Genomic DNA, 18,446 nt, shown 5'->3' with positions numbered 1-18,446 from the left:
GACGCCCCGTGCCGCCGACCCCAGCGAAGCACCGAGCGGACCTCTCAGGCGCGCGGCAGGCCTTCGAAGTTGGCGGCGCTCAGCTCCTGCACGGCGGGCAGCTTCGCGAGGATGGCCGCGGAGACGGCGTCACGATCCGACAGCACGCGCTCCAGCGCCTCGCCGACCCGGCCGGCGAGACCCGCGCCGGGCTCGACGCAGAGGTAGGGCAGCTCGAACATGGCCATCAGGCCCTCGACCTTCCCCTGCGTGGCGAGGGTGATCGCGGGCACGCCCTTCATCAGCGACATGATCGCCAGGTGCATCCGGCCGGTGACCGTGACGGTCGCGCGTTCTGTGAAGCCGCGCACCTGGGCCGGAGTGAGGACGTCCTCGATGAAGACGACGCCCGACGTGTCCGGCAGGGCCGCGAACACCTTGCGGCACGCCGCGAGGTCGTCGGGTCCGTGCTTGATCACGTGCGGGAGCAGGACGACAGCGAAGCCGCGCGCGCGCAGACCGCCGATGATCTCGACGTAGGCCCCGGTCTGATCGGTGTCGATGAGACCCGAGACGTTGACGATCGCGACGCCTCCGTCGGTGTCGACCGTCGCGAGCTCGGTGCTCGCCCGCTCGGGATCGACCGAGCGGGCCGAGAAGACGATGTCGGCGGAGGCCTTCGCGTCGAGGCCGTCCCGACGGGCGCGCTCGACCGACAGCGGATCGCGGAGGTAGAGGGTCGTCCCCGCACGGTCCGCCTCGCGGAGCTGCGCGAGAGCGGCCGGATGCGCCTTGCCGTTCCAGCTGAAGCCGAGCACCCGGGTGTCGACTCCGGCCGCCGCGGCGCTGCGGGCGACGACGGCCCGGCTCGTCGACGCTCGGAAGTTGTAGGCGCCGTCCATGATATCGGCGCCGACGATCGAGACCGACGCCGCGCCGGGCAGCATCGCCCTGAAGCGGCGCAGGTCGCGCACGAAGCTCGGGAGACCTCCGTAGAGCAGGGTTCCCAGCGAGACGATCTCGACGCGGTCGGCCTGCTCGGCGGGGATGCGGATGTCGCCCGGGTAGCGCGTGATCACGGTGATCGGACCGCCGACGTTCTCGAGGAAGGCGCCGACCAGCGCCGCGTCGCCGATGTTGCCGGCGCCGGGAGGGGCGATCAGGATCGCGCGACCCGACGTTCCGCCGGAGCGGCGAGCGCCGCGGAGCCGGGGGGCGTCGACGAAGACCGCGCGGGCGCCGAACGAGAGCACCGCGGGGCTCTTCAGGATCGGGGCGGTGCGCCGACGCAGCCCTCCGAGGATCGTCCGAACTCGCGACACCGTTCCGCTCACTGCGACACCGTCCTCGGCCCCGCATCGGAGCCGTTCTCGTCCCTGCCCGCCGCGGCCGGTCGCCGCGACGGATCGTGCAGACGAGGGCTCGGCGGCATGTGGATCGGTCGTGCTCGGCCGCCGGAGACGCTCCCGCCGCGCCCAGTGTACGGAGTCGCCCGCCGGACGCCCGCCTCGCCTCGCGGGCACCGGCCCCACCTCGGCGGCTCGGCCGCCCCCTCGTCCCCCCTTTCCCCACCACGAGTCCCCGCTCACACCTTCCCCGATTGGACCGCACGCCCATGACTCGAACGCTCAGCGCGACTCTCGCCGCCCTGCTGGTGGTGATCGCCGCCTTCTTCACGGCGGCCCCCAGCTTCGCGGCGGCGAACCGCTACGCCTCCCCGAACGGCACCGGAACGGCCTGCACCTCGGCCGCCCCCTGCGCCCTGACCACCGCGGTGCAGAGCGCGGCGGCCGGAGACACCGTCCTGCTCACCTCCGGCACCTACCCCGTGGTGTCCCTCACGGGAGGCAGGGCGACCGTCGCCGCCCCCGTCACCGTCCAGCCCGCACCGGGCGCCTCGCCGGTGCTCGGCTCGACCAAGGTCTACACGCCGAACACGGTGTGGAACGACATCTTCTCGAAGAGCACCTTCTACACCTACGGCTCGGGGATCACCGTCAACCGCATGCACATCGACGGCTCCGGCATCTTCGTGCGCAGCGCGAACGTCGTCGTCCGCGACTCCGAGTTCGAGAACGGGTCCTCGATCGACGGCATCCAGGTCGGCGGCGCCAGCAACGCGCTGATCGAGAACAACGACGTGCACGACTACGACCAGAACACCGACAACGGACTCCACGCCGACTGCGTGCAGGTCTTCGAGAGCACCGGAGTCACGCTCCGCGGCAACACGCTCAAGAACTGCTACAACGCGGGGATCATCTTCTCGCCCGGTTCCGGCAAGGGGATGAGCGACATCACGGTCGAGTCCAACTTCGTCCAGGGCTGCATCGTCGTCTCGGCCGACTGCCGCGGCGGATCGGTCGGCGACTTCACGGAGAAGACGGCGAAGAACCTCCTGATCCGCAACAACTCGTTCCTCGACGGGTCGCTGCGGGTCGGCGGGGCGGCGAACACGGTCTTCGACCGCAACATCGTCAGCTACCTCTCGTCGTGCACCAGCCCGATGTCGAACACGATCGTCCAGAACTGGAACACGAAGCTCTGCAAGACCCCGTCGCTGCTCAACACGCAGGGCAACGTGCAGGGCACGCCGTCCTACGTGAACGAGACGACCGGCGATCTCCACCTGACCGACTCGAGCCAGGCGGTCATCGCCGGCTGGGGCTCGACCAGTCCCGCCAGGACCGACATCGACGGGCAGACGATGGGCAGCCGCACCGCCGGTGCGGACCAGGTCGGCGGAGCGACGGCGACTCCGACCCCGACGGCGACGCCGACCGCGACCCCGACGGCCACGCCGACCGCGACCCCGACGGCCACGCCGACCGCGACGCCCACGGCCACACCGACCGCGACGCCCACGGCCACACCGACCGCGACCCCCACGGCCACACCGACGGCGACGCCCACCGCGACTCCGACGGCGACACCCACCCCGGGTGACCGCACGCCGCCGACGGTCGCGATCGTCTCGCCGGCCTCGGGGACCTCCGTCTCGGGGACCGTGACCTTCGTGACCACCGCCTCCGACAACGTGGCGGTCACCGGGGTCAGCTACTGGGTCGGCACGACGAAGATCGGTGACGCCGGACGCGCTGCCGACGGCACCTGGCTCTTCTCGATCAACACCTCGACCTTCGTCAAGGGCACCTACCCGGTGACCGCGAAGGCGGTCGACGCGGCGGGCAACTCGGCGACGAGCGCGACGATCACAGTGAAGCGAGTCTGATCCGCCTCCTGCTGATCGAGCAGCCCCGCGGGGGCGTATCGAGACCCACCGTCCGATGACAGGCGGGTCTCGAGACGCCCGCTCCGCGGGCTGCTCGATCAGCAGGGTCCCGACGACAGGTCAGTCGACGAAGATCGCGCCCACCGGCTCGCGCTTCTCGGCCTGGAACCGGTCCTCGGCCCGGCCCAGCGCCCAGTAGGCCGACAGCGAGAGCGACCGGCGCTCGAGGCCCCAGCCGTCCTGCAGGATCGCGCGGATCCCCTTCATCGCGGTCCGTTCGCCGTGCGCGAAGACCTCGACGACCTTGTCCGGACGGGTCTCGGCGCGGACGGCCGCCGTGAGTGCGCGGCCGGGCTCCAGCCCGCCGCGGTGCAGCCAGCGGATCTCGACGCCTGCCGGGGCCGTCAGCGGCAGCTCGTCGTCGGCGCCGCCCACCTCGAGCAGCGCGACACCGCGGGCGGAGGCGGGCATCGCCTCGAGTGCCGACGCGATCGCGGGGAGCGCCGACTCGTCGCCGATCAGCACCTGGGTGACGGACGGATCGGCACTGGGCGCCCAGGCCCCTCCGGGTGCCGACATCGCCACGCGGTCGCCGGGCTGCGCCGAGGCGGCCCAGGGCCCGGCGACACCCTCGTCGCCGTGGACGACGAAGTCGACGGCCAGGCTCCGCGCGTCGAGGTCGACCGAGCGCACCGTGTAGGTCCTGCGCACGGGCAGGTCCTCCGGTGCGAGGCGTCCGCGCAGTTCGTCGAGGTCGAACGGCGGCTCGAGGCCCGCGCCCGGCCGCGCGAGCAGGAGCTTCACGTAGCGGTCGGTGGCCGCGAGCCTCGCCGGGCCCGCCTCCGCCACGAAGGCGTCGAAGCCGTCGCCGCCGAGGTGCACCCGCACGAGGTGCTCGGTCAGGCGCTGGGTCTGCAGCACGGTGAGCACGTGCTGCCGGCTGCGCGGGCGCCGCTCGGCGGGGCGCGGAGTCTGGGGGGCGGTGGCGTCGGTCATCCCTCCAGCATGCCCCCACCGGGCGCCGCAGTGGCGCGAGCCGCCCGCGTCGGGGGCGCGCGCGGAGTCGCCGGAGCCGCGTCGCCGTAGCCTCGCCGCATGACCGCGACCGCCGCGCCTCCCGCACCCCGGCTCCAGGCCGATCGCCAGGTCGTCCCCGACGCGCTGCGCGGTGTCGCGATCGTGGCCATGCTCGTCGCCCACGCGATGCCGCTGGTGCCGAGCGTGCGGACCGGAGGGGTCGGCTTCGCGACCGGGAACGTCAACGACCTGGCGTCGCCGCTGTTCGCGCTGGTGATGGGCATGTCGGCCGCGCTGGTGCTGCAGCGTCCTGGGGCGTCCGCCGGACGGGTCGTCCTGCAGAACCTGCTCCGGGGCGCGATCCTGATCGCCCTCGGTCTGTGGCTGAGCACCTGGGGCAGCTGGATCGCCGTGGTGCTGTCGTTCCTGGGCATCGTGCTCGCGATCGGCACGCCGATCCTCCTGCTCCGCTCCCGTGCGGTCGCCGCGGCTGCGGCGCTGATCGCCGTCGCGGGTGCCCCGCTCAACGCCGCGGTCGCCGCCGCCGTCGATCCGGTGCTCGCCTCCTCGCCCTCACCGCTCGGCTCTGTGCTGCGCTGGTTCTTCCTCGACCCGCACTACCGGGTGACCAGCCTGCTCCCCTTCTTCCTCCTCGGTGCTCTGCTGCTGCGGCACGGATTCCGGCGCGACCGCCTCCTGGCCGCGCTCGCGGTGACGGCGCCGATCGCCTACCTGGCGCGGCCGCTGCTGCGGCAGGCGACCGGCGGCGAGAACGTCTCGGGCAGCTACCCCGACACCCTGCACGATCTCGGGCTCGTGCTGGCCGCGTACGTGGCGGTCGTGCTGCTCGCAGCCGTCAGGAGGCGACCGGCGAGCTCGGCGATCGGCACCGCGCTGCTCGCGTTCCGTGCCGTCGGGTCGCTCGCCCTGTCGGTGTACGTGCTGCAGGTCGCGGTCGTCGCCGCGATGGCTCGCGCGGGATACCGCTCGGGGGCCGACGAGCCGTGGGCCCTCGTCCTGCTGGTCGGCGGGGTCTGGGCGGCGGGGGTGCTGTGGTGGCGCTTCGGAGGCACGGGTCCGATCGAGTGGTCGATCGGGCAGCTGACGCGGCGGGTGCCCGCTCCTCGACGCGCCGCGGTGGAGTGAGAGCGCGGCCGGCCGGTGACGAGAAGGCACCGGCCGGCCGCGCCTGCGATCAGGACTCGAACGCCGAGGGGAGGTACTCGGCGACGTTGTCCTTGGTCACGACCGGCGCGTAGAGCTGGATCTGACGGGGCACGCCGAGCGACGTGGTGTCGCTCATCGACTTGTTCTGCTCGACGAGTCGGGCCAGCTTGATGCCGTCCGCCGCCTGGGTCGACGGGTAGACGACGGTCGCCTTGACGACCGAGTCGTCGGCCTCGATCGAGCGCATGACGTTGGCCGACCCCGCGCCGCCGACGAGGATGAACTCGTCCCGGCCCGCGCTGTCGATCGCCGCGAGGACCCCGACGCCCTGGTCGTCGTCGTGATTCCAGATCGCGTCGATCTGAGGTGCCGCCTGGAGGAGGTTGGCCGCGGCCTGCTCCCCGCCCTGCACCGTGAAGTCGGCCGCGACGCGGTTGTCGACGTTCAGCCCGCAGCCCCCGAGCGCGTCCGCGAAGCCCTGGCTCCTGTCCTGCGTCAGCGGGAGGGAGTCGATGCCCGCGATCTCGGCGACGACCGCGTCCGGCGTGTCGGCCAGCGCCTCGCAGATGTAGGTGCCGGCGCTCACGCCCATGCCGTAGTTGTCGCCGAGCACCGTCGCCCGCGCGGCGAAGGGACTCGAGAACTCGCGGTCGACGTTGATCACCGTGATCCCCGCGTCCATCGCCTGGGTGGCGACCTCGGTGAGGGCGGCCCCATCGATGGGGAGCAGCACGATCGCGTCGACTCCGTCGTTGATGAAGGTCTCGACCTGGCTGATCTGCAGGTTGACGTCGTTCGTGCCCTCCGCGGTGCGGAGCTCGACGTCGTCGTACTTCTCGGCCTCGGCGATGGCGGCGCGGCTGACCGCTGCCATCCAGCCGTGGTCGGCGGCCGGGGCGGTGAAGCCGATGACGACGGGGTCGCCGGAGGCGTCGTTGTCGGAGGAGGCGACGGCGGCGGTCGTGCCGCCTGCGTCGTCCGATTCGATCGGTGCGTTCGAGATGCAGCCGGTGAGCATCAGCGCGACGGCGCCGGCGGCGAAGCCGGCCGTGCCGAGCCGCGCGAGGCGGTCGACTCGGGAGCGGGAGGCGGAGCGGGTGAGCGACATGGAATTGATCTCCTTCGATTCGTCCATGCGGACCCGTCGGGCACGGGGGCCCGGCGGGTGGTGCGGGTGCTGTGGTTCGAGTGCTGTGGTGGGGCGGGACCGGGCGGCCCCGCTCAGGATCTGCTGCGAGCGGCGAATCGCTGCTGCAGCAGGACGGCGGCGACGATGATGGCGCCCTTCGCCACGGCCTGCGCCGAGGTCGACATGTTGTTCTGCGTGAAGACGTTGGTGAGGGTGGTGAAGATGAGGACGCCGAAGACGGTGCCGACGATCGTGCCGCGGCCTCCGGCGAGGAGGGTGCCGCCGACCACGACCGCCGCGATGGCGTCGAGCTCGTAGAGCTGGCCGTGGGTGGAGGTCCCCGCCGTGGTGCGTGCGAGCATCATCACTGCGGCGATGCCCGCGGTGAGCCCGGCGAGCCCGTAGATGTACATGGTGTGCCGGCGGACCTTGATGCCGGCGAGGCGTGCCGCCTCCGGGTTCCCGCCGACCGCGATGGTGCGCCGCCCGAACGTGGTGCGGTTCAGCAGGATCCACCCGGCGACGGCGACGACCACGAAGATGAGCACCAGCACGGGGATCCCGAGCACGTCGGCCCGGAAGAAGTCGAGGAACGGCGTGACCGTGACGATCTGCGTCTGACGGTTCGAGATCAGCTCGGCGAACCCGCGGGCGGCGACCAGCATCGCGAGCGTCGCCATGAATGCGACGACCCGGCCGTAGGCGATCAGCGCCCCGTTGATCAGCCCGCAGACCAGGCCGACCACCACCGCGGTCAGCACGATGACGAGCCAGGAGGTGTTCGCCGCGTAGTACTGCGTCGACACGGTGCTGGCCCAGACCGTGGCGAGCCCCATCACCGAGCCGACCGAGAGGTCGATGCCTCCCGCCGTGATCACGAAGGTCATGCCGATGCTGAGCACGCCGATGACCGCTGCCAGTCGGAGGATCGTGAGCACGTTGTCGACGCTCGCGAACCTCTCCCCGGCGGTCGCGAATCCGACGATGCACAGGATGACGAGGGCGACCACGAGGCCGACGTTGCGCCCCATCGATCCCTGGAGCATCCGGCCGCCCCGTCGCGGGTCCTTCGGACCCGGGGAGACGGTGGACGCGGAGACCGGCGCGTCCTCCGGCGGGCCGCCGATCGTCGACGTCGAGAACTGACCGCTCACGCTGCGCTTCCTTCCATGACGAGATCGAGCACGCCGTGCTCGTCGATCGAATCGGAGGGTCCCTCGTGGACCACCGTGCCGTCGGAGATGACGAGGACCCGGTCCGAGAGCCCGAGGACCTCGCCGATCTCGCTCGAGACGACGAGGACGGCGGCGCCGCTGGTCGCCAGATCCCTGATCAGGGCGTAGATCTCGGCTCGCGCCCCGACGTCCACCCCGCGGGTCGGCTCGTCCAGCAGCAGCACCCGGCAGCCGCGGACGAGCCAGCGGGCCAGGAGCGCCTTCTGCTGATTGCCGCCGGAGAGGGTGCGGGCGTCGCGGTCGACTCCGTGCGGTCGCAGGTCGAGCGCGACCGCCTGCCGCTGCGCCTCCTCCCGCTCCGCGCGCTCGTCGAGGAAGCCGCGCTTCGCGAAGCGCGCGAAGGTCGAGAGGGTGATGTTGCGGTAGACCGGCTCGTCGAGCAGGAGCCCCTGGCTCTTGCGCTCCTCCGGGCACAGCCCGATCCCCGCGTCGACGGCGGCGGTCACCGATCCGGCACGGAGGGCCGTGCCGGCCACGCTGACCCGTCCGGAGGTGGCGCGCCGCGCGCCGTAGATCGTCTCGAGGATCTCGGAGCGGCCCGACCCGACCAGTCCCGCCAGGCCGACCACCTCACCGGCGCGGATCTCGAGGGAGACGTCGGCGAAGGACCCGCGGAGCCCGAGGCCCTCGACGCTCAGCAGCGTCTCGGCGTCGTCGGCCGGCACGGGACGAGCGGGGAAGACGTACTCGACGGCACGGCCGGTCATCAGGGTGATCAGCGCCTGGGTGGACGTCTCGGCGACGGGGAGGTTCTTGCCGACCGTCGCGCCGTCCTTGATCACGGTGATCCGGTCGCCGATGGCGCGGATCTCCTCGAGCCGGTGCGAGATGTAGACGATGGCGACGCCCGACTCCGTCAGCTGCCGGACCACGTGGAAGAGGTTGTCGACCTCCTCCGAGTCGAGCACCGCGGAGGGCTCGTCCATGATGATGACCCGGGCGTCGTGCGAGAGCGCGCGAGCCATCTGCACGATCTGCTTGCCCGCGGCCGAGAGGCTGCCGACCTCGCGATTCGGGGAGATCTCGGGATGACCCAGGCGCTTCATCAGCTCCCGGGTGACGCGGGACGCGTGCCCGCGAGCTGTGAATCCGCCGCGCGACAGCTCGTGCCCGAGGAAGATGTTCTCGGCGACGGAGAGGCCGTCGACCACGTCGAGCTCCTGGTACATGGTCGCTATCCCGAGCGAGAGCGCCGCGACCGGCGTGGGCACCGTGACGACGCGGCCGTCGACGAGGATCTCGCCCTCTGTGGGCTGATGAGCGCCGGCGAGGATCTTGATCAGGGTCGACTTGCCCGCGCCGTTCTGGCCGAGCAGGCAGTGCACCTCGCCCGGTCGCACGTCGAGATCGACGCCGTCCAGAGCGCGGGCTCCCGGGAAGACCTTGACGATCCCCCGCATCTGCAGAAGCAGTTCCGGTGGCGCGTCGTCGACTCGGGAGGAGGGGCGGGCAGCAGGACTGCCGGGGTCCACAGTGACCATGTGCTCGAAGCTACCGCCGGATTAGTTGCCGGTCCAGCGAAATTCTGAGTCGACTCGAAGGTCCTGCGGGGTCCTCTCCAGCATGCGGACCGGACGAATCGGGGCGGCCGCAGCAGCCGGAGCCCCGCCGATCCGGCGCGGATGCGCGGATCCGCGGCCGGTGGTCGGGACATCGAGTCCGGTCGGCGACCCGTTCGAGGCGGCGGGAAGCGAGCCGCCCGACACCGAAACGTGACCTCTGGGCGCCCTCTCGGTACGGCAGACGGCGCTGGCGCCCGGGCGCCGACTCGTGGCAGGGTCGATCCGCCGACGAGAGGACGAGGATGTCGAACGACCGAGCACTGCGTGTCGCGCTGGTGGGGACCGCCTTCATGGGCCGTACCCACTCCCACGCCTGGCGCACCGCGCCCCGCTTCTTCCCGCTGCCGCTGCAGCCCGAGCTGGCGGTGCTCGTCGGGAGCAATCCCGAGACGACCCGCGAGCGGGCGGCGACGCTGGGCTGGAGCGAGGCGTCGACCGACTGGCGCGCGGTCGTCCAGCGCGACGACATCGACCTCGTCGACATCTGCACCCCGGGTGACACCCACGCCGAGATCGCGATCGCCGCGCTCGAGGCCGGCAAGCACGTGCTCTGCGAGAAGCCACTGGCCAACTCCGTCGAGGAGGCGGAGCGGATGGCCGCCGCGGCCGCAGCCTCCGACCGGGTCGCGATGTGCGGCTTCAGCTACCGCCGCACGCCGGCCCTCGCCCTCGCCCGCCGCTTCGTCGAGGAGGGTCGGCTCGGCGCGATCCGCCACGTGCGCGCCCAGTACCTGCAGGACTGGCTGAGCGACTCCGAGGCGCCGCTGACCTGGCGCCTCGACGCCGCGAAGGCCGGGTCGGGCGCTCTCGGCGACATCGGCGCCCACAGCATCGACACGGCGCAGTGGCTGACCGGCCAGCGGATCACCTCGGTCTCGGCGCAGCTGCGGACCTTCACGACGGAGCGCCCGGTGCTGACCGAGCAGGTGGGCCTGGGCGGCCGCGCCGGGGCGGATGCACCGCGCGGCCCGGTGACGGTCGACGACGCGGCGGCCTTCACCGCCTCCTTCGACTCGGGGGCGCTGGGCGTCTTCGAGGCCACCCGCGTCGCCACCGGCCGCCGCAACGCGAACCGCATCGAGATCAACGGCGAGACCGGGTCGATCGCCTTCGACTTCGAGCGGATGAACGAGCTCGAGTACTACGACGGGCGCGACGCGGAGGACTCGCAGGGCTTCCGACGCATCCAGGTCACCGAGCCGTCGCACCCCTACATGTCGGCGTGGTGGCCGACCGGTCACGGCATCGGCTACGAGCACCTCTTCACGCACCAGGTGGTCGATCTCGTCGAGGCCATCGCCGGAGGAGCGGCCGCGGCGCCCACGTTCGCCGACGCGCTCGACGTGCAGCGCGTGCTCGACGCGGTCTCGACGAGCGCCGCCCGCCGCTCCGAGTCGACCGCTGTCGCCCGCGGGGCGTGACCCTCCCCGGGCGTCCGCGCCCCGGTTCCGTGCCCCGCTCGGGAACTCGCCTCTCGAGGCGATCGTGCGACATAATGCGCCCATGAGCAAGAAGATTGACGCAGCCCACCGCGCCCTGGTAGCGGCCCTCAGCAAGCACGCCGCTCTCGTCACCGACAAGGAGTCGAGTCAGCGCAAGGTCGAGCGAGCGGCGGCCGATCTCCGCGCCGCGGCGACGTCGTACTCCGCGCTCGTGGCCGCCCGGACCGGCACCGCGAGCCCCTTCGCCGACATCGCCGATCCGCGTCTGGACCAGCCGACGATCGCGTCGCTGCGCGCCGAGCGCGACTCGATCGCGAAGAAGCTCGCGCGCCACGAGGCCGCCGAGGCCGACGCGCGGGCCCTCGCGGGCTGAGACTCCCGGCGGGAGCGTCAGCCCGGCGGGAGCGTCAGCCCGGCGGGAGTGTCAGTAGCGCGGCTTGCGCGCCGGCCGCTCCGTCGAGCGCGAGGGGCCGCCCGGGCGTCCCCCGCGGTCGGCACCGGCACGGCTCGGCCGGCGGTCGGGCTTCAGCTCGATCAGCTGACCGCTGATGCGCGTGTCGGCGAGGCGGTCGAGCACCTCCTGCGGCAGATCGGCCGGCAGCTCGACGATCGAGAAGTCCGGTCGGATGTCGATGTGCCCGAAGTCGCCGCGATTGAGGCCGCCCTCGTTCGCGAGCGCACCCACGATCTGGCGGGGCTCCACGCGCTGGCGGCGGCCCACCTCGATGCGGTACGACGCGAGGTTGCTGTTCGACGGGCGCTGACGCCGCTCGGGACGCTCGCCCCGGTCGCCGCCGTCGCGGTCGGCGCGGCCGTCGGTGCGCTCCTCCCGCTCGCGGCGGGCGAAGCGCGGGTCGTCGGGCGAGAGCAGCAGCGGCTCCTCGCCCTGCGCGACGATCGCCAGTGCGGCGGCGACATCCGACTCGACCACGTCGTGGTGCTCGACGTAGTGGCCGATGATGTCGCGGAACCGGTCGAGCCGCTCGCGGTCGGCGAGCGCCTCCGTGATCGCGTCGTCGAAGCGCGAGAGGCGGGTGACGTTGACGTCCTCGACGCTCGGCATCCGCATCTCGGTGAGGGGCTGGCGGGTCGCCTTCTCGATCGCGACGAGGAGGCGGCGCTCGCGCGGCGTGACGAAGCTGATCGCCGCGCCGCTGCGCCCGGCACGGCCCGTCCGGCCGATGCGGTGCACGTACGACTCCGTGTCGATCGGGATGTCGTAGTTGACGACGTGGCTGATCCGCTCGACGTCGAGACCGCGGGCGGCCACGTCGGTCGCCACGAGGATGTCGAGCTTGCCCGACTTCAGCTGCTCGACCGTGCGCTCGCGCTGTGCCTGCTGCACGTCTCCGCTGATCGCGGCGGCGGTGTAGCCGCGGGCGCGCAGCTTCTCGGCCAGCGACTCCGTCTCGCTCTTGGTGCGGACGAACACGATCATGCCCTCGAAGTTCTCGACCTCGAGGATGCGGGTGAGGGCGTCGACCTTCTGCGGGTAGGACACCATCAGGTAGCGCTGGGTGGTGTTGACGGAGGTCGTGGTCTTGTTCTTGACCGTGATCTCCTCGGGCTCCTTGAGGTACTTGCCCGAGATGCGGCGGATCTGAGCGGGCATCGTCGCCGAGAACAGCGCGATCTGCTTCTCGATCGGGGTGTCGGCGAGGATCGTCTCGACATCCTCCGCGAAGCCCATCTTGAGCATCTCGTCGGCCTCGTCGAGCACCAGGAACTTGAGCTGCGAGAGGTCGAGCGTTCCCTTCTCGAGGTGGTCCATGATGCGGCCGGGCGTGCCGACGACGACGTGGACGCCGCGGCGGAGAGCGGAGAGCTGCGTGCCGTAGCCCTGGCCGCCGTAGACGGGGAGCACGTGGACGCCGCGCAGGCCCGACGCGTAGCGCTCGAACGCCTCGCAGACCTGCAGCGCGAGCTCGCGCGTGGGCGCGAGGACGAGAGCCTGCGGGGTCTTCTGCGAGAGGTCGAGGCGCGACAGGATCGGCAGCGCGAACGCGGCGGTCTTGCCGGTTCCGGTCTGCGCGACGCCGAGGACGTCGCGGCCGGAGAGGAGGGAGGGGATCGTCGCGGCCTGGATCGCCGAGGGGGTCTCGTAGCCGACCTCCTTGAGCGCCTTGAGCACGGGGTCGCTCAGGCCGAGGTCGGAGAAGGTCTGCGAGGGGGCGGAATCGGCCTCGGGAGTGGTCGCTGCCTCCGGAGCGGTGTCGCTCTCGGGGGCGGAAGAAGGTGTATCGGTGGTCGCCATACTGCAACGGTAGGCCGTCCGGGGCTCCGAGCGGCGCAGAACCGGGAGTCAGATGGCTCTGCGGGGCTCCCGGAGCCCGATCCACCGAAGGGATCCGGGCAGGGCTCAGTAGAACTCGACGGTGTCCACGCGGTTGACGAGCGGCTCGCCGTCGAGGAACCGGGTGGCGTTCCGCGCGAAGAGCTCGGCGATCAGGCGGTCCTCGGCGGAGTTGAGCGCGGCCGTGTGCGGGCTGATCAGCACGCTCGAGTGCGACCAGAGCGGGCTGTCCTGGGCGAGCGGCTCCTGCGCGACCACGTCGAGCGCCGCGAAGCCGACCCTCCCGTCGTCGAGCGCGTCGAGCAGCGCCTCCTCGTCGATCACGGTGCCGCGGCCGACGCTGACGAGCGTCGCACCCGGGCGCAGCGCCTCGAAGAAGTCGGAGCCGACGAGCTTCTCGGTCGCGCTGGTCCCGGGGAGGGTGACGACGACTCCGTCGATGCGGTCGGCCACGTCGGCGATCGCCGAGGGCGCCACGATCTCGTCCACGTGCTCGACCGACTCCTCGTGGCGACTCGTGCCGATGACGCGGGCGCCGAGCTGCGAGAGCTTGCGGGCCGTCGCGCGGCCGATGGTGCCGAGGCCGACGACGAGGATCGTCTGCTCCGAGAGCAGCCCCATCGTCCACCTCCTGCCCCAGACGTGGTCGCGCTGCAGCTCCTGGAGGCGGGGCAGCGACTTCGCGCCCGCGAAGAGGCCGAAGATCGAGAACTCGGCGAGCGGCTCGGAGTGGACCCCGGCCGACGTCGAGAACGCGACGCGCTCGAGCTGCTCGGGTGAGAGCGCGGCGGCCTTCACCTGCGCGCCTCCACCGGCGGGCATCGTCTGGACCCAGCGCAGCGAGGGGTTCGCGGCGACGGCGCGAGCGAGTGCCGCCGGCTTCTCGTCGGGGACGCCGTAGAGGACGTCGGCCGAGTCGATCAGCTCTTCGAACGCGGCCTGCTGCTCGGCGGTCCGCTCGAAGTCGGGGTCGCCCTGGTGGTCGCCCGGGTGCCGCATCGGCGGGAGGAGGCTCTGGTCGGCGACGAAGTCGATCCGAGGCTCGAGCTCGACCACTCGCGCGATCAGCTCGTCGCTGATCGGGGTGGCGGCGACGACGCGGAGGCGTCCCTGGGTCACGGTGATCTCCCTCGATACGGGTGGGTGGTGCGTACAGGTCGAGCACGGGCGGGACGGGAGCGCGGAGCTGGACTCCCGGGGCCACGATACCGACCGACGCTCGGGGGGAATTCGGATCCGCAGGAGCGGAGCTAGAGTCGGATGGCACCCGCAGCTGCGGAAGGACATCGAGCGGGGAGGTGACGTGACCAGTCGCCGCACGGTCGAGGTGATCGCCGCCTCCGCCGCCCTGCTCGCGCTCGCGGGCTGCGCGCAGGCCGAGCCGGGATCGGAGTCGACGACCGTGACCGTGTTCGCCGCCGCCTCCCTCACGAGCGTCTTCACCGAGATCGCCGACGACTACGAGGCCGCGCATCCGGGGACGAGCGTCGAGCTGTCCTTCGCCGGCTCCTCCGACCTGGCGACCCAGATCGAGAACGGCGCGCCGGCCGACGTCTTCGCCTCGGCCGACACCACGACGATGGCGCGAGTGACGGAGGCGGGACTCACCGCCGCCGAGCCCGTCGCGTTCGCCACGAACGTGCTCGAGATCGTCGTGCCACCCGGGAACCCGGCGGGCGTCGCCTCCCTCGCCGATCTCGCGCGGGAGGGCGTGGCGACCGTCGTCTGCGCACCCCAGGTGCCGTGCGGCGCGGCGACGGCGGCGGTGACCGCCGCGGCAGGGGTGCAGCTCGCGCCCGTCAGCGAGGAGTCGTCGGTCACCGATGTGCTGGGCAAGGTGCGGTCGGGAGAGGCCGACGCGGGGCTCGTCTACGTCACCGACGTGCTCGCGGCGGGAGACGCCGTCGAGGGCGTCCCGACTCCCGAGGCGGCGGCGGCCGTCAACACCTACCCGATCGCGCCGCTCACCGGGTCGGCCGATCCGGAGGCGGCGCGGGCATTCGCGGCGTACGTCGAGTCGGCGGAGGGTCGGGCGGTCCTCGAGGCGGCGGGCTTCGGGGCGCCCTGAGCAGGGGGCGGCCTGAGCAGCGGGCACCCTGACCAGCGGGCATCCTGAGCAGCGGCTCATCGGAAGCTCATCGGATCCGCACAGCGGCGCTGGTCAGCCTGGGAGGCAGAACAGACCAGAGCCGACAGAGGAGCACCACGATGACCCGCATTCCCGAGCCCCAGCGCACCCCGAGCGGACTCGCCTACGAGGGGCGCCGCCTCGACCGCCCCGACGACGAGGTCGTCGACCAGGGGCTCCTCTTCGATGTCGCGACGCTGTTCTCGCGGCGGCGGGTGCTCTCGCTGATCGGAGTCGGCGCCGCCTCGGTCGGGCTCGCCGCGTGCTCGACCGTCGGGGGGACGGCAGCGACCGCCGGGCCGACCGCGACGGCGTCGGCCACCGCCACTGCGTCCGCGTCCGCCCCCGCCGCCGTCTCGGAGATCCCCGACGAGACCGCCGGCCCCTACCCGGGCGACGGGTCGAACGGAGTCGACGTGCTCGAGAACGCGGGGATCATCCGCAGCGACCTCCGCTCGAGCATCGGCGGCGGGGCGACCGCGGCCGGAGTCGCGATGACGCTGAGCCTGACGATCCTCGACGCCGCGAACGGAGGCGCCCCCTTCGCCGACGCCGCCGTCTACGTCTGGCACTGCGATGCCGACGGCAGCTACTCGATGTACTCGAGCGGGATCGAGGACGAGACCTACCTCCGGGGCGTGCAGGTGGCCGATGCGGACGGCACCGTGACCTTCACCTCCGTGTTCCCGGCCTGCTACTCGGGGCGGTGGCCGCACATCCACTTCGAGGTCTACCCCGGCATCGACTCGATCACCGACTCGACGAACGCGATCGCGACGTCGCAGGTCGCGCTGCAGGAGGAGGCGTGCGCCGCCGTGTACGCGCTCGACGCCTACGACGGCTCGACGCAGAACCTCGCGCAGGTGAGTCTCGACTCCGACAACGTGTTCGGCGACGACGGCGGGGCCCTTCAGCTCGCGACGATGAGCGGCGACGTCGAGTCGGGCTACGTCGTCGCGCTCACCGCGTCGGTCGACACGACGACGACGCCGACGGCGGGGAGCGCGCCGGCGAGCCGCTGAGGGCGGGGCCGAGGGTGCGGTGCTGCGCGGCTACTCGACCAGCAGGCTCCCGGCGTCAGCGCAGCCGGCGCAGCAGCGCCCGCCCGCCGAGCACGACTCCGATCGCCGACAGCACCCAGGGACCCGCCACGATCAGTGGATCGAGCGCCTGGTGCCGCACGTCGGAGCGGCCGCGGCGCGACGCGATCGGGTGGCGCCGCGCCTCCGAGAGCACTCCCGTCTCGGTGACCGGGTCATCGGGCCGGAGCGTGGCGAGCGAGCGCAGATGCGCGCCCGTCGCGTCGACCCGGTCGCCGAGGATCAGCAGCAGCCAGTGCACGCTCCGGCCCTCGCTGAAGCGCTCGTAGGCGAAGCGCCGGATCGCCCCCGAGACTCCGTGCAGGGGCTGCGCCGTGCCGAAGACCGGGGGCAGCTCGAGGTGCTCGATGCTCCGCTCGCGGTAGCCCGCGGGATCCATCGGCGACGGCTTCGCCCAGTGGGCGCCCGACGGAGGGAGGTCGAAGCTCTCGCGGGGGAAGGCGGGCCGGTCGGCGTGGTCGAGATCGGCTCCCCAGCCGGGGATCCTAGCGCGCAGGGACTCGCTCGTGGGCGGCGGGACGGGAGTGTCTGCGGTGTACGGCACGGTGGCTCCTACGGGACGACGACGGTCTTGATGCACCCGTCGAGCTTGGACGAGAACATGTGGTACCCCTCGGCGATGTGCTCGAGCGGGATGCGGTGGGTGATCATGTCGCTGGGCCTGAGGTGGCCGGCCCTGATGTGCTCGAGCAGTCGCGGCCACTGCCGCTTGACCGGGGCCTGGTTCATCCGCAGAGTGAGGCCCTTGTTGACCGCGTCGCCGAACTTCACCGCGCTCGGCACGGGACCGTAGGCGCCCATGACCGAGACCGTTCCGCCCTTGCGCACCGAGTCGATGGCCCAGTTGAGGGCGACCGGCGATCCGCCCTGCAGCTTGAGCTTCGCGCCGGTGAGGTGCTGGAGGACGTTCCCGTCCGCCTCCGCGCCGACCGCGTCGATGACGACATCGGCGCCGAGACCGCCGGTCTCCTTCTTGAGACGGACCACGAGATCGTCCTGCTCCGAGAAGTCGATCGTCTCGGCGTAGGCGAAGTCGCGGGCCTTGGCGAGGCGGTACTGCAGCTGGTCGACGACGATCACGCGGCCGGCGCCCATCAGCCAGGAGGAGCGGGCAGCGGCCAGACCGACCGGACCGGCGCCGAGCACGACGACCGTGTCGCCCTCGGCGATGTCGCCGAGCTGGGCGCCGAAGTAGCCGGTCGAGAAGGCGTCGGTGAGCATCAGGGCGTCCTCGTCGGGCAGCCACTCGGGGATCACGCTCGGCCCGACGTCGGCGAAGGGCACGCGCACGAACTCGGCCTGGCCGCCGTCGTAGCCGCCCGCGGTGTGGGAGTAGCCGTAGATGCCGCCGACCGCCGTCGCGTTGGGGTTCACGTTGTGGCAGTTGGAGTAGAGGCCTCTCGAGCAGAACCAGCACGAGCCGCAGTAGATGGTGAAGGGCACCATCACGCGGTCGCCGACGCGCAGGTTCTGCACCGAGGGGCCGATCTCGTCGACCACGCCGATGAACTCGTGGCCGAAGGTGTGCCCGATCCTCGTGTCGGGGAGGAGGCCGTGGTAGAGGTGCAGGTCGGAGCCGCAGATCGAGGCCAGGACGACGCGGACGATCGCGTCGTTCGGGTGCTCGATGCGGGGCCTGTCCTTCTCCTCGACCCGGATCTTGTAGGGGCCCCTGTAGGCCATTGCGCGCATGCGGTACTCCTGTCGGCGTGGTCACCAGCGTGCGACTCGCGGCGGGGCGCGTTGAAGGGGGTTGCCAGCGGCGGCGCGGGCTGGGTACTGCTCGGATTGCGGCGTGCCTCCTCCCCAGGGGCGGATCGGGCCCGCTGTGTCCGGCGCGGGTGTCCTGGCGGCTCCGGTGTCGGTGGTCGCTGGTTCAATACGTGTATGACAGAGATCGGCATGGCGGAGGCGGCGCTCACGCAGGTGCGCGCGCACGGCGACCGCGCGGCCGAGCTCGCGCGCTCCGCTGCGCCGGTGCTGCTGGCGGCCGCTGAGGAGCTGTACGCCGGGTATCGGGCGGTGCTCGCGTGGCCGGAGGCGTTCGCTCGGGGTCTGTCGCGCAGTGAGACGACGGATCTGGTGGAGCGGTCCATCCGGGCGGACTTCGCGGTCGCGTTGGGGGTGTCGGAGCGGGTCGCGTCGCGGGAGCTCGAGCACGC

The 18,446-nt window shown here is 72.1% G+C and carries 16 protein-coding genes; 7 read left to right on the top strand and 9 right to left on the bottom strand.

The window, feature by feature from the left end:
* Positions 1-44 precede the first annotated feature (44 nt).
* Positions 45-1,313 (bottom strand): polysaccharide pyruvyl transferase family protein, encoded by a 1,269-nt coding sequence (locus B9Y99_RS00080; RefSeq protein ID WP_085474595.1) that lies wholly within the window; start codon positions 1,311-1,313, stop codon positions 45-47.
* Positions 1,314-1,594: 281 nt separating this feature from the next.
* Between B9Y99_RS00080 and B9Y99_RS00075 the strand changes: the two genes are divergently transcribed.
* Entirely contained in the window at positions 1,595-3,211 is a 1,617-nt protein-coding gene (locus tag B9Y99_RS00075; protein WP_085474594.1) for an Ig-like domain-containing protein, read from the top strand.
* 120 nt (positions 3,212-3,331) lie between these two features.
* On the opposite strand, the gene B9Y99_RS00070 is transcribed toward B9Y99_RS00075, so the two are convergent.
* Complete coding sequence (locus tag B9Y99_RS00070; protein ID WP_085474593.1) at positions 3,332-4,207, bottom strand: siderophore-interacting protein; 876 nt, start codon at positions 4,205-4,207, stop codon at positions 3,332-3,334.
* A 99-nt stretch (positions 4,208-4,306) separates the two neighbouring features.
* On the opposite strand from B9Y99_RS00070, the gene B9Y99_RS00065 reads away from it, so the two are divergent.
* The gene (locus B9Y99_RS00065; protein WP_085474592.1) at positions 4,307-5,374 is read left to right on the top strand and encodes a heparan-alpha-glucosaminide N-acetyltransferase domain-containing protein; all 1,068 of its coding nucleotides are present in this window, start codon (positions 4,307-4,309) and stop codon (positions 5,372-5,374) included.
* 49 nt (positions 5,375-5,423) lie between these two features.
* Here B9Y99_RS00065 and B9Y99_RS00060 read toward each other — a convergent pair whose 3' ends face one another.
* The 3 genes from B9Y99_RS00060 to B9Y99_RS00050 form a co-directional block, all read right to left on the bottom strand.
* Positions 5,424-6,503, bottom strand: coding sequence for a substrate-binding domain-containing protein (locus B9Y99_RS00060; RefSeq protein WP_085474591.1), 1,080 nt, complete (start codon positions 6,501-6,503; stop codon positions 5,424-5,426).
* 113 nt (positions 6,504-6,616) lie between these two features.
* Positions 6,617-7,570 carry an ABC transporter permease gene (locus B9Y99_RS00055; RefSeq protein WP_085476156.1) on the bottom strand — a complete coding sequence of 318 codons (954 nt, stop codon included), beginning with the start codon at positions 7,568-7,570 and terminating at the stop codon, positions 6,617-6,619.
* A 104-nt stretch (positions 7,571-7,674) separates the two neighbouring features.
* A complete protein-coding gene (locus B9Y99_RS00050) occupies positions 7,675-9,159 on the bottom strand; it encodes a sugar ABC transporter ATP-binding protein (protein ID WP_129587942.1) in 1,485 nt (494 codons plus the stop codon).
* A gap of 404 nt (positions 9,160-9,563) precedes the next feature.
* Between B9Y99_RS00050 and B9Y99_RS00045 the strand changes: the two genes are divergently transcribed.
* Both B9Y99_RS00045 and B9Y99_RS00040 read left to right on the top strand, forming a co-directional pair.
* Positions 9,564-10,742 carry a Gfo/Idh/MocA family protein gene (locus B9Y99_RS00045; protein ID WP_085474589.1) on the top strand — a complete coding sequence of 393 codons (1,179 nt, stop codon included), beginning with the start codon at positions 9,564-9,566 and terminating at the stop codon, positions 10,740-10,742.
* Between the two features lie 82 nt (positions 10,743-10,824).
* On the top strand, positions 10,825-11,136 hold the full coding sequence (locus B9Y99_RS00040) for a hypothetical protein (protein WP_085474588.1): 312 nt from the start codon (positions 10,825-10,827) through the stop codon (positions 11,134-11,136).
* A gap of 51 nt (positions 11,137-11,187) precedes the next feature.
* On the opposite strand, the gene B9Y99_RS00035 is transcribed toward B9Y99_RS00040, so the two are convergent.
* Positions 11,188-13,017, bottom strand: a complete 1,830-nt coding sequence (locus B9Y99_RS00035) for a DEAD/DEAH box helicase (protein ID WP_085474587.1) — start codon at positions 13,015-13,017, stop codon at positions 11,188-11,190.
* A 105-nt stretch (positions 13,018-13,122) separates the two neighbouring features.
* Complete coding sequence (locus B9Y99_RS00030; RefSeq protein ID WP_244274724.1) at positions 13,123-14,175, bottom strand: D-2-hydroxyacid dehydrogenase; 1,053 nt, start codon at positions 14,173-14,175, stop codon at positions 13,123-13,125.
* 184 nt (positions 14,176-14,359) lie between these two features.
* On the opposite strand from B9Y99_RS00030, the gene modA reads away from it, so the two are divergent.
* On the top strand, positions 14,360-15,124 hold the full coding sequence (modA, locus tag B9Y99_RS00025; RefSeq protein WP_425298469.1) for a molybdate ABC transporter substrate-binding protein: 765 nt from the start codon (positions 14,360-14,362) through the stop codon (positions 15,122-15,124).
* A 140-nt stretch (positions 15,125-15,264) separates the two neighbouring features.
* Positions 15,265-16,206 (top strand): intradiol ring-cleavage dioxygenase, encoded by a 942-nt coding sequence (locus tag B9Y99_RS00020; RefSeq protein WP_085474585.1) that lies wholly within the window; start codon positions 15,265-15,267, stop codon positions 16,204-16,206.
* 55 nt (positions 16,207-16,261) lie between these two features.
* Here B9Y99_RS00020 and B9Y99_RS00015 read toward each other — a convergent pair whose 3' ends face one another.
* Positions 16,262-16,828, bottom strand: coding sequence for a hypothetical protein (locus tag B9Y99_RS00015; RefSeq protein ID WP_085474584.1), 567 nt, complete (start codon positions 16,826-16,828; stop codon positions 16,262-16,264).
* Between the two features lie 8 nt (positions 16,829-16,836).
* Positions 16,837-17,976, bottom strand: coding sequence for a zinc-dependent alcohol dehydrogenase (locus B9Y99_RS00010; protein ID WP_085474583.1), 1,140 nt, complete (start codon positions 17,974-17,976; stop codon positions 16,837-16,839).
* Between the two features lie 195 nt (positions 17,977-18,171).
* Here B9Y99_RS00010 and B9Y99_RS00005 point away from each other — a divergent pair.
* A partial coding sequence (locus B9Y99_RS00005) for a hypothetical protein (RefSeq protein WP_129587830.1) occupies positions 18,172-18,446 on the top strand: 275 nt, incomplete at its 3' end.

Origin of the sequence: Rathayibacter oskolensis (assembly GCF_900177245.1) — a bacterium.
Taxonomy (GTDB): domain Bacteria; phylum Actinomycetota; class Actinomycetes; order Actinomycetales; family Microbacteriaceae; genus Rathayibacter; species Rathayibacter oskolensis.
Note: the sequence above shows the minus strand (reverse complement) of the source record. Positions and strands in the feature narration are given on the sequence as shown.

Coding starts and splice junctions, on each gene's coding strand:
- B9Y99_RS00075 (WP_085474594.1), top strand. CDS start 1,595: ATGACTCGAACGCTCAGCGCGACTCTCGCCGCCCTGCTGGTGGTGATC.
- B9Y99_RS00070 (WP_085474593.1), bottom strand. CDS start 4,207: ATGACCGACGCCACCGCCCCCCAGACTCCGCGCCCCGCCGAGCGGCGC.
- B9Y99_RS00065 (WP_085474592.1), top strand. CDS start 4,307: ATGACCGCGACCGCCGCGCCTCCCGCACCCCGGCTCCAGGCCGATCGC.
- B9Y99_RS00060 (WP_085474591.1), bottom strand. CDS start 6,503: ATGTCGCTCACCCGCTCCGCCTCCCGCTCCCGAGTCGACCGCCTCGCG.
- B9Y99_RS00055 (WP_085476156.1), bottom strand. CDS start 7,570: ATGCTCCAGGGATCGATGGGGCGCAACGTCGGCCTCGTGGTCGCCCTC.
- B9Y99_RS00050 (WP_129587942.1), bottom strand. CDS start 9,159: ATGCGGGGGATCGTCAAGGTCTTCCCGGGAGCCCGCGCTCTGGACGGC.
- B9Y99_RS00045 (WP_085474589.1), top strand. CDS start 9,564: ATGTCGAACGACCGAGCACTGCGTGTCGCGCTGGTGGGGACCGCCTTC.
- B9Y99_RS00040 (WP_085474588.1), top strand. CDS start 10,825: ATGAGCAAGAAGATTGACGCAGCCCACCGCGCCCTGGTAGCGGCCCTC.
- B9Y99_RS00035 (WP_085474587.1), bottom strand. CDS start 13,017: ATGGCGACCACCGATACACCTTCTTCCGCCCCCGAGAGCGACACCGCT.
- B9Y99_RS00020 (WP_085474585.1), top strand. CDS start 15,265: ATGACCCGCATTCCCGAGCCCCAGCGCACCCCGAGCGGACTCGCCTAC.
- B9Y99_RS00010 (WP_085474583.1), bottom strand. CDS start 17,976: ATGCGCGCAATGGCCTACAGGGGCCCCTACAAGATCCGGGTCGAGGAG.